The organism is Palleronia aestuarii (assembly GCF_003253995.1).
In the GTDB taxonomy this organism is placed as follows: domain Bacteria; phylum Pseudomonadota; class Alphaproteobacteria; order Rhodobacterales; family Rhodobacteraceae; genus Palleronia; species Palleronia aestuarii.
The window spans coordinates 1-13,674 of record NZ_QKZL01000008.1 but is presented as its reverse complement, the minus strand read 5'-3'; the positions used below and the strand labels follow the sequence as shown (position 1 = coordinate 13,674).

Sequence of the window (13,674 nt, the reverse complement as noted above, 5' to 3'; positions counted from 1 at the left end):
TCGACCCTTCGCCTCAACGGCGAAGTGCGTCAGCGGCTTTTTTCGTGTTTGGCCGGCCCCACGGCGGCCCAAGATGGAACGACGACATGAAACACCTCCTGATCGGCCTCGCCGCCACCACCTGCCTCACCAGCCCCGCCCTCGCACAGATGCTGGAGTTGGAAAAGGACCAGCTGACCCTCGGGTTCATCAAGCTCACCGACATGGCGCCCCTCGCGGTCGCCTACGAGCAGGGGTACTTCCTCGACGAGGGTCTCTTCGTCACGCTCGAAGCGCAGGCCAACTGGAAGGTTCTGCTCGACGGCGTGATCGACGGCACGCTCGATGGGGCGCACATGCTCGCCGGCCAGCCCCTTGCCGCGACGATCGGATACGGCACCGAGGCCCATATCGTCACCCCCTTCTCGATGGACCTGAACGGCAACGGCATCACGGTGTCGAACGAGGTCTGGGAGATGATGAAGCCGAACATCCCCCAGTCCGCAGACGGCAAGCCGCAGCATCCCATCTCGGCCGAGACCCTGTCCCCGGTGGTCGAGGCCTTCGCCGCGAAGGGCGAGGCCTTCAAGATGGGCATGGTCTTCCCGGTCTCCACCCACAATTACGAACTGCGCTACTGGCTGGCGGCGGGCGGCCTCAACCCCGGCTTCTACGGCGATGGCGACGCCACCGGTCAGATCGGCGCCGACGTGCTGCTGTCGGTGACCCCTCCGCCGCAGATGCCGGCGACGCTCGAGGCCGGAACGATCCACGGCTACTGCGTGGGCGAGCCGTGGAACCAGCAAGCGGTGTTCAAGGGGATCGGCGTGCCGGTCATCACCGACTACGAGATCTGGAAGAACAACCCCGAGAAGGTCTTCGGCATCACCGCCGAGTTTGCCGAGGAGAACCCGAACACCACGCTGGCGCTCACCAAGGCGCTGATCCGCGCGGCGATCTGGCTCGACGAGAACGACAACGCCAACCGCGAGGAGGCCGTGGAGATCCTCTCCCGCCCCGAATACGTGGGCGCCGATGCCGAGGTCATCGCGAACTCGATGACGGGCACCTTCGAATACGAGAAGGGCGACGTGCGCGAGGTTCCCGACTTCAACGTCTTCTTCCGCTACAACGCCACCTACCCCTTCTATTCCGACGCGGTGTGGTACCTCACGCAGATGCGGCGCTGGGGCCAGATCGTCGAGGCCAAGGACGATCAGTGGTACTTCGACACCGCCGAGAGCGTCTATCGCCCCGACATCTATCTCGAGGCGGCCAGGATGCTGGTGGATGAGGGCCTCGCGCCGGAGGACGGCTTCCCCTGGGACACCGACGGGTACAAGGATCCGACCCCGGCCGAGGATGTCATCGACGGGCTGGCCTATGACGGGCGCGATCCGACCGGATACCTCGAAAGCCTCGAGATCGGCCTCAAGGATGGCCAGACCGTCACCGGCTCCGGCGTCGAAGGCTGATCGATCGGGTGCGCGGGACATTCGCGCACCCGTCCCCCGGACGCCTTCGAAACCCCATCTGCACTTTTCGGGAACGCATCATGACCGCCGTCGATCCGAACGCCCTCGAAGCACAGCACCGCGAGGCACGCCGCGCCCTCTGGTTCACCCGCATCAACAAGGCCGACGCGTGGTTCAACGTCCTCGGCCTGTCGTTTGTCACACCGCTCCTGCGGGCCGCTGCGGGCGACAACCCCAAGGCGCAACTTTCGGAGATCTGGCGCCTCCTCGGCGTGCCCCTTCTGGCCATCGTCGGTTTCCTGGCGCTCTGGGGCGTGCTGGCGCCGCAGGTCCAAACCTCGCTCGGCGCCGTCCCGGGACCGGTGCAGGTCTGGAGCGAGGCACGGGGGCTGCATGCCGACGCCGTGCGTACGGGAGAGCAGCGGGCCCGGTTCCAGGAACAGCTCGCCACCCTGAACGAACGTCGTATCGCGAACGGACAGGAGGCCATGGAACGCGCCTATACCGGCGCGCCGTCCTTCTATCAGCAGATCCGCACGTCGATCGGGACGGTGTTCTTCGGCTTCCTCGTCGCGACGGCGATCGCCGTTCCGCTTGGCATCGCAGCCGGTCTGTCGCCCACCGCCAACGCGGCGCTGAACCCGATCATCCAGATCTTCAAACCCGTGAGCCCGCTCGCCTGGCTGCCCATCGTGACGATGATCGTCTCGGCGGTCTACGTCACCAATGACGGACTTTTCGCCAAGTCGTTCCTCGTCTCGGCGATCACGGTGACGCTCTGCTCCCTCTGGCCCACGCTCATCAACACGGCCCTCGGCGTCGCTTCGATCGACAAGGATCTGGTGAACGTCTCGAAGGTCCTGAAGATGGGCACCTGGACCAAGATCACCAAGCTCGTCCTGCCCTCGGCGCTGCCGCTGATCTTCACCGGTCTGCGCCTGTCTCTCGGCGTCGGCTGGATGGTCCTGATCGCGGCCGAGATGCTGGCGCAGAATCCGGGCCTCGGCAAGTTCGTCTGGGACGAGTTTCAGAACGGCAGCTCGTCGAGCCTGGCGCGGATCATGGTCGCCGTCTTCACCATCGGCATCATCGGCTTCCTGCTCGACCGGCTGATGTTCGCGGTGCAGGCCGCCTTCACCTTCACGAACCAGCGGTGATCGGGATGGGTATCCTTTCGTTCGAAAACGTCTCGAAGAGCTACGGCGACAGCGCGGTCCTGAAGGGTATCGATCTCGACGTGGCCGAGGGCGAATTCCTCGTCCTGCTGGGGTTCTCCGGCACGGGCAAGACGACGCTGATCAATCTCATGGCGGGGCTCGAGCCTCCCACGACGGGTCGTGTCACCTTCAAGGGCCAACCCGTCACCGGACCCGGCCCGGAGCGTGGCGTGATCTTCCAGAACTACTCCCTGATGCCGTGGCTGACCGTGACCGGAAACGTGCGTCTCGCGGTCGATACCGTCTTTCCGAAACTGACCGCCAAGGAGAAGGACGCCAAGGTTGCGCACTACGTGAAGATGGTGGGCCTTTCCCATGCCGCCACCCGACGCCCGGCCGAATTGTCGGGAGGGATGCGGCAGCGGGTGAACGTGGCGCGTGCGCTGGCGATGAACCCGCAGGTGCTGCTGCTGGACGAGCCACTCTCGGCGCTCGATGCGTTGACGCGGGCCAACCTCGCCGACGAGATCGAGGCGATCTGGCAGGAAGAAAGACAGACCTGCGTCCTCATCACCAACGACGTGGACGAAGCCATCGTGCTGGCCGACCGGATCGTCGCCTTGACCCCGGACGGCACGCTCGGGCGGGAGTTCACCGTGACGATCCCGCGCCCCCGCGAACGCGGCGCCATGAACCATCACGAGGGGTTCAAGCGCCTGCGCGCCGATATCACCGGTTACCTCATGGATGTGGGCATCAAGACCGAGGCGCAGGGAAGGAAGACGCTGCCGAACGTCACCCCGATCCACGGAATACCCAAGGCGCAGAAGGAGGCACAGACCGGCATGATCGAAGAGCGGTTCCTCGACTTCAGCCAGCTCCACAAGGTCTATCCCACGCCGAAAGGGCCACTGACGGTGGTCGAGAATTTCGATCTCAAGATGAACCGCGGCGAGTTCATCTCGCTCATCGGCCATTCGGGCTGCGGCAAGTCCACGGTGCTGACCATGGCCGCCGGGCTCAACGACATTTCCAAGGGCGCGATCAAGCTCGACGGGCGGCACGTGATGGGCGCGGATCCCGAGCGCGCGGTGGTGTTCCAGTCTCCGTCGCTCTTTCCGTGGCTCACCGCGCGCGAGAACTGCGCCGTGGGCGTCGACAAGGTGTATCCCCGCTCCTCCCGCGCCGAGCGGCAGGACGTGGTGGAATACTACCTCGAACGGGTGGGCCTCGCAGATGCGATGGACAAGCCCGCCGCGGAGCTTTCGAACGGGATGAAGCAGCGCGTCGGCATTGCGCGCGCCTTTGCGCTGTCGCCGAAGCTCCTGCTTCTCGACGAACCCTTCGGCATGCTCGACAGCCTGACCCGCTGGGAGTTGCAGGAGGTGCTGATGGAGGTCTGGGACCGCACCAAGGTCACCGCGATCTGCGTCACCCACGATGTCGATGAAGCGATCCTGCTGGCCGACCGCGTCGTGATGATGACGAACGGCCCGCAGGCGACGATCGGGCGGATCGTCGATGTGGACCTGCCGCGTCCGCGCTCGCGCAAGGCGCTGCTCGAACACCCCGACTACTATCTCTACCGCGAACAGGTGCTCAACTTCCTGGAGGAATACGAGCATGGCGCGCGTCCCAAACCCAAACCGGCCGACACGGCCATCGCGGCGGAGTGAGTTCCATGGACACGGTTCTGGAGGCGACGAAAACTTTCGTGGAGGTCGCCGAGATCTGGGTGCCCGAAGAGGGCCGCCTCGTACTGTCCGGCGGCGTCTACGGCGCTCATGGCACCTTCGCGCACGCTTCGCATGACGAAAGTTTCGCGAAGGGGGAAGGTCTGCCGGGCAAGGCTTGGGCCGAGGCGCGCCCTGTCGTATTGAAGCAATTCGACGGCTCCTACTTCAAGCGCACCGAGGCGGCGAAGGAGGCCGGCCTGACCAGTGCCGTCGCGGTTCCCGTCTTCGCCGGGTCGAAGCTGAAAGCGGTGCTGGTCATTCTTTGTGCCGACGACGCGACCCGGACCGGTGCCATCGAGGTCTGGGCCGAAGCGGACGGTATCCTGACCCTCGACGACGGCTATTACGGGGCCGCAAGCCATTTCGAATGGGTCAGCCAGCACACGCAGTTCCCGCGTGGCCAAGGTCTTCCGGGGGGTGTCTGGGCCTCGAACACGCCGATCCTGATGCGGGATCTGGGTTCCGGCTACAGGTTCGTGCGATCCGAAAGCGCGGGCCGGGCGGGTCTGACCACCGGTCTCGGCCTTCCCGTCCCGGTGCCGGGCGGCACGACCTATGTGCTGACGCTGCTCTCGGCCAAGGGCACGCCTATCGCACGCCGCTTCGAGATCTGGGACGCGCGCGCCGCCAGGACCGGCCCCCGCGAGACGGCGAGGCTGACCGACGGCATCTGCGAACGCGAAGGCCCGCTTTGGGATCCGGAGAACGCCGGGAAGGAACGCGTGGCCCATGTCTGGGAAGGGCCAGTGGGCCGCGTTCTCGGCACCGGACTACCGGTGGTCGAGACCGGGGCCGCGGCCGGCGGCTATGCGATGATGGTAGGGCTTCCGATCCACAGGGGCGGCGAGCTTGCCCACGTGGTCGCCTGGTATTGCTGAGGAGCGGGATCATGGAACGTTTGGTTGTCATAGGCGCGGGCATGGCCTCGGGGCGCCTGCTCGAGCATCTTTTCGAGGCCGCGCCGGGGCGGTTCGAGGTCACGCTCTTCAACGCGGAACCGCGCGGCAATTACAACCGCATCATGCTGTCGCCGGTCCTCTCCGGAGAAAAGAGCTATGCCGAGATCGTCACCCATGACGACGATTGGTACGCCGCGCATGGCGTGACCTGTCGGTTCGGCGAACGCGTCCAGCACATCGATCGCGACCGCAAGGTGGTCACGGGCGCGACTGGCGATGTACCCTACGACCGGCTCGTGATCGCGACCGGCTCCGATCCGTTCATCATCCCCTGTCCCGGACACGACCTCGATGGCGTGATCTCCTACCGCGATCTCGACGACACCAACCGCATGATCGACCAGCCGCCGGGCACCCGTGCCGTGGTGATCGGCGGTGGCCTCCTCGGTCTCGAGGCCGCGGCGGGCCTGCGTCTGCGCGGGATGGAGGTCACGGTCCTGCACCTCTCCGGACATCTGATGGATCGCCAGCTCGACCCGGCGGCGGGGTATCTGCTGCGCGCCGATCTGGAGCGACGCGGCATTTCCGTGATGACCCAGGCCTCGACCTCACGCATCCGGGGCGAGGGCCGCGTCGAAGCGGTCGAACTCGAGGACGGTACGATCCTGCCGGCCGATCTCGTGGTCATGGCCGTGGGTATCCGCCCCTCGGTCAAGCTCGCCCAGGCGTCGGGGCTCACGGTAGGTCGCGCCATCGAGGTGGACGCACAGATGCGAACCTCCGACCCGAACGTCTTCGCGGTGGGCGAATGCGTGGAGTTCGCAGGCCAGCTCTTCGGGCTGGTCGCCCCGCTCTACGATCAGGCCAAGGTGCTCGCCGCGACGCTGCTGGACGAGCCCGCCGCCTTCACGCCGAAACAGCTCTCGACCAAACTCAAGGTCACCGGTTGCGATCTGTTCAGCGCCGGCGATTTCTCCGACGGACAGGGTCGCGAGGACATCGTCTTCCGCGATCCCGCGCGCGGGATCTACAAGCGATTGGTGGTGGCGGACGACCGTCTCGTCGGCGCGGTGATGTACGGCGACACGGCGGACGGCAATTGGTTCTTCGGGCTGATCCGTGACGAGACCGACATCGCGGAGATGCGCGAGACACTGATCTTCGGGCCCGCCTACCAGGGAGGGTCCGTGCAGGACCCTTTGGCCGCCGTTGCAGCCTTGCCGGCTGATGCAGAGATCTGCGGCTGCAACGGCGTCTGCAAGGGTCGGATCATCGAGGCCATCGAAGGCGGCGCGACGGACCTCGGCGCCGTGCGCGGCGCGACCAAGGCCAGCGCCTCGTGCGGCACCTGCACCGGCCTCGTCGAACAGGTGCTCGCCGCCACCCTGGGTGACGCGTTCACGATCACCGCGGCCCAGCCCGTCTGCGGCTGCACCGATCTCAGCCACGAGGACGTGCGCCGCCTCATCAAGAGCCGCGAACTGAAGTCGCAGCCTGCCGTCTGGCAGGAACTCGGCTGGCGCACGCCGAACGGCTGCCACGTCTGCCGCCCGGCGGTGAACTTCTACCTGCTGGCGGACTGGCCGCTGGAGTATCACGACGACCCGCAGAGCCGTTTCGTCAACGAGCGCAAACACGCCAACATCCAGAAGGACGGGACCTTTTCGGTCGTGCCCCGCATGTGGGGCGGGATCACGAGCGCGTCCGAACTGCGCGCCATCGCCGATGCCGCCGAGAAATACGACGTGCCCACGGTCAAGGTCACCGGCGGGCAGCGGATCGACCTCCTGGGGGTGAAGGGAGAAGACCTGCCCGCCATCTGGGCCGACCTCAACGCCGCCGGTCTGGTGTCGGGACATGCTTATTCCAAGGGTCTGCGCACCGTGAAGACCTGTGTCGGAACCGATCATTGCAGGTTCGGCACACAGGACAGCACCGGTCTCGGCATCCGCCTCGAGAAACGGCTCTGGGGGTCATGGACGCCGCACAAGGTCAAGCTCGCCGTCTCGGGCTGCCCACGCAACTGCGCGGAGGCGACATGCAAGGACGTGGGCATCGTCTGCGTCGACAGCGGCTACGAGATCGGCGTCGGCGGTGCGGCGGGCATGGATGTGAGGGAAGTCGAGCGCCTTGCCAAGGTCGCGACCGAGGACGAAACGGTCGAGTGGACGGTGGCCTTCGTCCAGCTCTACCGCGAGCACGCGAAATATCTCGACCGACCCTACAAGTGGCTCGCTAAGGTCGGACTCGACTGGGTGATAGACACGCTGTCCGATCCCGCGACGCGCAGCGCGTTGGTGGAACGGTTCGATCTCAGCCAGACCATCTACCAGACGGACCCCTGGGCGCAGCACACCGCCCGCGAGACCGCGCGGAGCTTCGCGCCCATCGCGGATCTCACGCTGGAGGCCGCGGAATGAGCTGGATCGACATTGGCGCATTGGGCGATGTTCCGGTTCGCGGCGCGCGCCTGGTGAAGACGCATGCGGGCTGCATCGCGCTCTTCCGCACCACCGAAACCGAGATCTTCGCCACCTCGAATACATGCGCGCACAAGGGTGGACCGCTCAGCGAGGGGATCGTCCACGACCGCAAGGTGACCTGCCCGCTGCACAACTGGGTCTGGTCGCTCGAAACCGGCGAGGCGCAGGGTGCCGACCAGGGGCGCATCGCGACATATCCCGTCCGGATCGAGGATGGCCGCATCCTGATCGACGGCGACGCCATCGACAGGCGGAGCGCGGCATGAGCGAGGTCCGCTCGACCTGTCCCTATTGCGGGGTGGGTTGCGGGGTGATCCTTGCACCCGGGGCGGACGGATTGCAGGTGCGCGGCGATCCGCACCACCCGGCCAACCGGGGGCGGCTCTGCTCCAAGGGATCGGCGCTGGCCGAGACGGTCGGAACCGAAGGCCGGTTGCTCGCCCCGCGGATCGGTGGGCGCCAGACCGACTGGGAAACCGCGCTCGACCACGTGGCGCGCCGTTTCGCGGACACCGTCGCGACCCACGGCCCGGACAGCGTGGCCTTCTACGCCTCGGGGCAGATGCTGACCGAGGATTACTACCTCGCCAACAAGTTCATGAAGGGCTTCGTCGGCACCGCCAATATCGATACCAACTCGCGGCTCTGCATGGCGTCGACGGTCGCAGGTCATAGACGCGCCTTCGGCACCGACACGGTGCCCGGTACCTACGAGGATCTCGACGACGCCGACCTAGTTGTGCTGGTCGGTTCGAACCTCGCGTGGTGTCACCCCGTTCTCCATCAGCGTGTCCTGGCCGCCAAGGCCGCGCGCGGCACGAAGATCGTGGTCGTGGATCCGCGTCGGACCGCCAGCTGCAACGGCGCGGACCTGCACCTGCCCCTTGCCATCGGCTCGGATGTGGCGCTCTTCAATCGGCTCCTTGCGGCAATCCACGAAGCGGACGCGGTCGATCACGGTTACATCGCAAGCGTGACCGGCTTCGACGCCGCGCTTGCCGCGGCGCGCTCGGCCGACATCGCGCCTACCGGGCTCGCTCCCGATCTCGTCGAAAGCTTCTGCCGCCTGTGGATCGGGACCGAGCGCGTGGTCACCGTCTTCAGCCAAGGCGTGAACCAGTCCACGTGCGGAACCGACAAGGTGAGCGCCATTCTCAACTGCCATATCGCCACGGGCCGTATCGGCAAGCCGGGCATGGGCCCGTTCAGCGTCACCGGCCAGCCCAACGCGATGGGTGGGCGCGAGGTCGGGGGGCTGGCGAACACGCTCGCCTGCCATCTCGACATCGAGAACCCCGCCCATCGCGCGGCCGTGGCCGGTTTCTGGTCTGCGCCACGCCTTGCCGCCACTCCGGGCCTCAAGGCCGTCGACATGTTCCGCGCGGTGGCAGATGGGCGCGTCAAGGCGCTCTGGATCATGCACACGAACCCGGCCGCGACCTTGCCCGAAGCCAATGCGGTGCGCGAGGCCATCACCGAGTGCCCGTTCACGGTGGTTTCCGACGTGACCAACGCGACCGATACGGCGCGGCTCGCCGACGTCCTGCTGCCCGCCGCGGCCTGGGCCGAGAAGGACGGCACGGTCACCAATTCCGATCGGACGATCTCGCGCCAGCGCGCGGCCCTCACCCCGCCGGGACAGGCGAAACCCGACTGGTGGCACATCGCGCAGGTGGCGACCCGCATGGGTCACGCCCACGCCTTCGACTATGTCGGTCCGTCCGAAATCTTTCGCGAACACGCCGCATTGTCGGGGATCGCCGGCGGTCTCGGGCGCGACTTCGACATCTCCGGTCTCGCGGACCTGACCGATGCCGATTACGACGCTCTCGCTCCCACACGGTGGCCGGTCGCCGCGCGCCGCGGGGGTCGCTTCTTCGCCGACGGCCTGGCCTTCCATGCGGATGGAAAGATGCGGATGATCCCCGTGCATTGGTCCGAGCCTGTAGGCAAGACGGAACCGCGCTATCCATTCCGCCTGAATACCGGGCGGGTACGCGACCATTGGCACACGATGACGCGCACCGGCCGCTCCGCCAGGCTTTCGGCCCACCTCGCCGAACCCTTTGTGGAGATCCATCCCGAAGACGCGGACCGCCTTCACATCGCGCCGGACACGTTGGTCGAAGTGTCGTCCCCCACAGGAAGCGCAATCCTGCGCGCCACGATTACGGACGCGGTGCAGCCGGGTACGCTCTTCTCACCGATGCACTGGTCCGCGGAGACCGCCCCCTCGGGCCGGATCGACGCGATGGTGGCCGCGGCGACAGATCCGATTTCGGGACAGCCGGAAAGCAAGGCAACGATCTGCGCGGCGCGTCCCTTCGCGGCCGCCTGGTACGGCTTCGCCGTCTCCGCCGGGCCGATGGCGCCTGCCTGCGAGTACTGGGCCGTTGCGCGCAGCCCGAACGGCTGGCGGGCGGAACTCGCAGGCCGCAACGCTCCCGCAGACTGGGAGGCCGCCGCACGTGCCCTCTTCGCCCTTCCCGATGCCGACGCGCAAATCATGAGTGATCCGGCCCGCGGCATCGCGCGGATCGCGATGCGGGTCGAGGGACGCGTCGCCGCCGCGCTCTTCATCGCGCCGCAGCCCGTGGGTGTGATGCGCGATCACCTGACCACGTTGCCCGAAACCGACACGCTGACGGGCCGCGCCCCTGCCGACCGACCCGATCCCGGGCCGGTCCTCTGTTCGTGTTTCGGCGTGGGGATGAACACCATCGTCACCGCGATCGAAACGGACGGCCTGCTCACCGTCGAAGCCGTCGGCGCGGCGCTGTCCGCGGGCACGAATTGCGGCTCGTGCCGCCCCGAGATCGCGGCGCTGCTCACCGCCGCGCAAGCCCGCGTGGCCGCGGAATGACCCTCGCCCCCTTCGTACAGATCCTCGGCCGCGGGCAGGGCCGCGCGCGGTCGCTCGATCAAGACGAGGCCCGCGCCGCGATGACGGCGATGCTTGCCCACGATGCGGCACCGGAGGCGATCGGTGCGATCCTGATGCTGATGCGGATGAAGGGAGAAACCGCGCAGGAGATCGCGGGCTTTGCCGCGGCCGCCAAGGCATCGCTTGGTGAATGGGTCGGAACGCGCCCCGGGCTCGACTGGCCGTGCTACGCCGCGGGACGCACCCGTGGCCTGCCGTGGTTCCTGCTCTCTGCGAGGCTGGTGGCGGCCGCGGGCGTACCGGTGCTGCTTCACGGCTGGAACAGTCACCAGTCGCGCGGCGCCTCCGTCCGCACAACCCTTCCGATGATCGGCCTGCGCGTGGCCCGGGACCCGACGGGCGCGGCCCGGGATCTGGCCCATGACGGTATCGCCTACCTGCCTCTCGAGGCGCTGGCGCCCGGCCTCATGAACTTGCTCCGCCTGCGCGATACGCTTGGTCTGCGCTCCTGCATCAACACGGTCTGCCGAATGCTGAACCCGGGAGGCGCCCACGCCGCGGTACAAGGTGTTTTCCATCCACCCTACCGGGAGCTTCAGGCCGATGCCGGCGCGCTGCTGGGCCTCGACCGGCTCAGCGTACTGAAGGGCGGTGGCGGCGAGTTCGAGCACCATCCCGGCAAAGACATCGCGCTCTTCGGACTGCGCGACGGGCGACGCTGGACCGGAACGGCGCCGCATGTCACCGCCGGTCACAGGCGTCTCGCCGATGCCCCGTCGGACCCACAGGCGCTGGCGGAGATCTGGAGCGGTACGCTTCAGCACCCGTTCGCCGAAGCCATCATCCTGTCGACCGCCGCCCTCGCCCTCGACGCGGCGGGCGTCGATGCCCCGCACCGCACCGCGCGCGCGCTCTGGGACGCGCGAAATCGACATATCGCCGCCTGACCGGAGACGTCCATGCAGAGCTTTCCCATGTTCATCCGTACCACTGGCCGCCGCGTGGTGATCGCGGGCGGAGGCGAACAGGCCGCTCAAAAGGCGCGGCTCCTGACGAAGACCGATGCGCAACTCGTCCTCGTCGCGCCCGCTCTCGACGCGGAACTGGCCGCGCTGGTGAAATCGGGGCGGGCCTGCCACGTGCCCGGCCCGGTCACCTCTACCCTCTTCGAGGGCGCGGCGATGGGCTTCATCGCGACGGGCTGCCCTGGGCTCGACGCCAGCCTGTCGGACCTCGCCCGCGCAGCACGTTGCCCGGTAAACGTGGTCGACCAGCCGGCGCTCTGTGACCTGACGACACCGTCGATCGTGGACCGCGACCCCGTGGTCGTGGCCATCGGCACCGAAGGCACCGCCCCCGTGCTCGCCCGGCAGATCAAGACCGAGGTCGAGCGCCTGCTGCCGCCCTCTCTCGGCGGCCTCGCCGCGTTCGCAGGTCGCCTGCGCGCCGGTGTCGCGGCACGGGTGCCGCGCGAGGGCCGGCGCGCCTTCTGGCGCTGGGTGTTCTCGGGCGATCCGCGTACCGCCTGGATCCGTGGTGCGGAGCGCGACGCCGCGCGCCTCGTCAAGCAGGCTCTCGAGGCCGGCCGCGCGCCCGATGCACTTTCTGCCGGCTCCGTCGCCTATATCGGCGCGGGCCCCGGGGCCCGCGATCTGCTGACGCTGCGCGCCGTCGCGCGCCTTCAGGAAGCCGACGTGATCTTCCATGACCGGCTCGACGACCCGGACGTGATGGAACTCGCCCGCCGCGACGCCGAGCGCGTCTTCGTGGGCAAGGCAGTTGGCATTCGTGCTTGGCCGCAGGAGCGGATCGATGCGGTCGTCATCGCCGAGGCCCGCAAGGGCCGTCGCGTCGTCCGCCTGAAATCAGGCGACCCGGCGGATCTCGATCGCCTCGGCCAGGAACTCGACGTCGCACGTACTGCGGGAATCGCGATCGAGATTGTCCCCGGGGTTGCGGCGTCTCGCATCTCTAGAACCACAATTGGGCGACCGCTCAAAACGCGCAGCGCGACGAAACATGCCGCCGCGCTCCACAAGGAAGAAGGTGTACTCCCCGACGTGGCATGGAGCGCTCATCAGCCCTGGCGCTGACGGCAAATTCAGGGACGAGCGGATCGCGTCTACTTTAAAGAAAGGCGGTGGCAGGCATGGAAGTCTGGCTTGTCGCACGTGCTGTTGTGAGGGAGTCCGTTCGACAATCCTGTAGGTCGGTCGCATGCTGAAGCCGACAGCATCCGCTACCGCGAGGCGAGCTGGTCCGAGCCCGATGCCTCGCAGGGACGACCTGGCACCCTGTAGTCTGGTTCAACCGAAAGATTGCGTAGCATGCGTCTGGAACCGGCAAGCGCGGGCACCTCAATCCCTTGAGTGACATTGCTGTTCAAACCTGCTCGACGTCGAAGGACCTGTTCGGCCTTCCGCTTCGTCTCACCGTCGGCCTTGTCGAAAGCTTAATCAATGGCCGGACTTAGGCTGCAGACTCATTAAGTTAGAGCCAGAACAAGACGGTTGCTGCGAGGGCGATCGCTGACAAGAAAGCCTTCGGGCACCGATCGTAGCGAGTGGCGACGCGGCGCCAATCCTTTAGGCGCCCGAACATGATCTCGATCCTGCTGCGGCGCTTGTAGCGGCGTTTATCATATCGGACCGGCTTGTCGCGCGACTTCCGTCCCGGGATGCAGGGGGTTATTCCTTTGTGTACAAGGTCTTCGCGGAACCAGTCCGCGTCATATCCGCGATCTCCGAGCAGCCAGTCGGCCGCCGGCAAACTACCCACCAAAGCCCTGGCTCCGGTATAGTCGCTGACTTGTCCGGCTGTGATGAAGAACCGTATCGGGCGCCCGATACTGTCGGTGATGGCGTGAAGCTTCGTGTTCATCCCGCCGTCCTCGGGGAAACGATCCACTGGATCGTCTCCTGATCCTCGAACTCCGTCCGATCAGCCTGCCACGCCCCCCTTTTTCAACCGCAGGCTGGAAGCCGTGCGATGTGCCTTGAGATAAGTTGCGTCGATCATGATCGTCTTCCGTTCCGCGCCCTCGGCTGCCAACCCTTCCATG

9 protein-coding genes and 2 pseudogenes are annotated in these 13,674 nt (G+C 66.8%); 10 read left to right on the top strand and 1 reads right to left on the bottom strand.

Annotated elements, in window-relative coordinates:
- Positions 1-86 precede the first annotated feature (86 nt).
- The 10 genes and pseudogenes from LX81_RS10945 to LX81_RS10900 all read left to right on the top strand — a co-directional run.
- On the top strand, positions 87-1,454 hold the full coding sequence (locus LX81_RS10945; RefSeq protein WP_111537367.1) for a CmpA/NrtA family ABC transporter substrate-binding protein: 1,368 nt from the start codon (positions 87-89) through the stop codon (positions 1,452-1,454).
- Positions 1,455-1,534: 80 nt separating this feature from the next.
- Positions 1,535-2,611, top strand: a complete 1,077-nt coding sequence (locus LX81_RS10940; RefSeq protein ID WP_111537366.1) for an ABC transporter permease — start codon at positions 1,535-1,537, stop codon at positions 2,609-2,611.
- A gap of 5 nt (positions 2,612-2,616) precedes the next feature.
- On the top strand, positions 2,617-4,287 hold the full coding sequence (locus LX81_RS10935; RefSeq protein WP_111537476.1) for an ABC transporter ATP-binding protein: 1,671 nt from the start codon (positions 2,617-2,619) through the stop codon (positions 4,285-4,287).
- 5 nt (positions 4,288-4,292) lie between these two features.
- Positions 4,293-5,225, top strand: a complete 933-nt coding sequence (locus LX81_RS10930; RefSeq protein WP_111537365.1) for a GAF domain-containing protein — start codon at positions 4,293-4,295, stop codon at positions 5,223-5,225.
- Between the two features lie 11 nt (positions 5,226-5,236).
- On the top strand, positions 5,237-7,666 hold the full coding sequence (gene nirB, locus LX81_RS10925) for a nitrite reductase large subunit NirB (RefSeq protein ID WP_111537364.1): 2,430 nt from the start codon (positions 5,237-5,239) through the stop codon (positions 7,664-7,666).
- Positions 7,663-7,995: a nitrite reductase small subunit NirD gene (gene nirD, locus LX81_RS10920; protein ID WP_111537363.1), complete on the top strand. Its 333-nt coding sequence runs from the start codon at positions 7,663-7,665 to the stop codon at positions 7,993-7,995. The genes nirB and nirD overlap by 4 nt, the downstream gene beginning before the upstream one ends.
- On the top strand, positions 7,992-10,592 hold the full coding sequence (locus LX81_RS10915; protein ID WP_111537362.1) for a nitrate reductase: 2,601 nt from the start codon (positions 7,992-7,994) through the stop codon (positions 10,590-10,592). The genes nirD and LX81_RS10915 overlap by 4 nt, the downstream gene beginning before the upstream one ends.
- Positions 10,589-11,560 (top strand): glycosyl transferase family protein, encoded by a 972-nt coding sequence (locus tag LX81_RS10910; protein WP_111537361.1) that lies wholly within the window; start codon positions 10,589-10,591, stop codon positions 11,558-11,560. Before LX81_RS10915 ends, LX81_RS10910 begins: the two co-directional genes overlap by 4 nt.
- A 12-nt stretch (positions 11,561-11,572) precedes the next feature.
- Positions 11,573-12,706: an SAM-dependent methyltransferase gene (locus tag LX81_RS10905; RefSeq protein WP_111537360.1), complete on the top strand. Its 1,134-nt coding sequence runs from the start codon at positions 11,573-11,575 to the stop codon at positions 12,704-12,706.
- Positions 12,707-12,963: 257 nt separating this feature from the next.
- Positions 12,964-13,086 (top strand): annotated as a pseudogene (locus LX81_RS10900) (transposase); the annotation flags it as partial.
- Between the two features lie 17 nt (positions 13,087-13,103).
- On the opposite strand, the pseudogene LX81_RS10895 reads toward LX81_RS10900, so the two are convergent.
- A pseudogene (locus LX81_RS10895) lies at positions 13,104-13,674 on the bottom strand (IS5 family transposase); the annotation flags it as partial.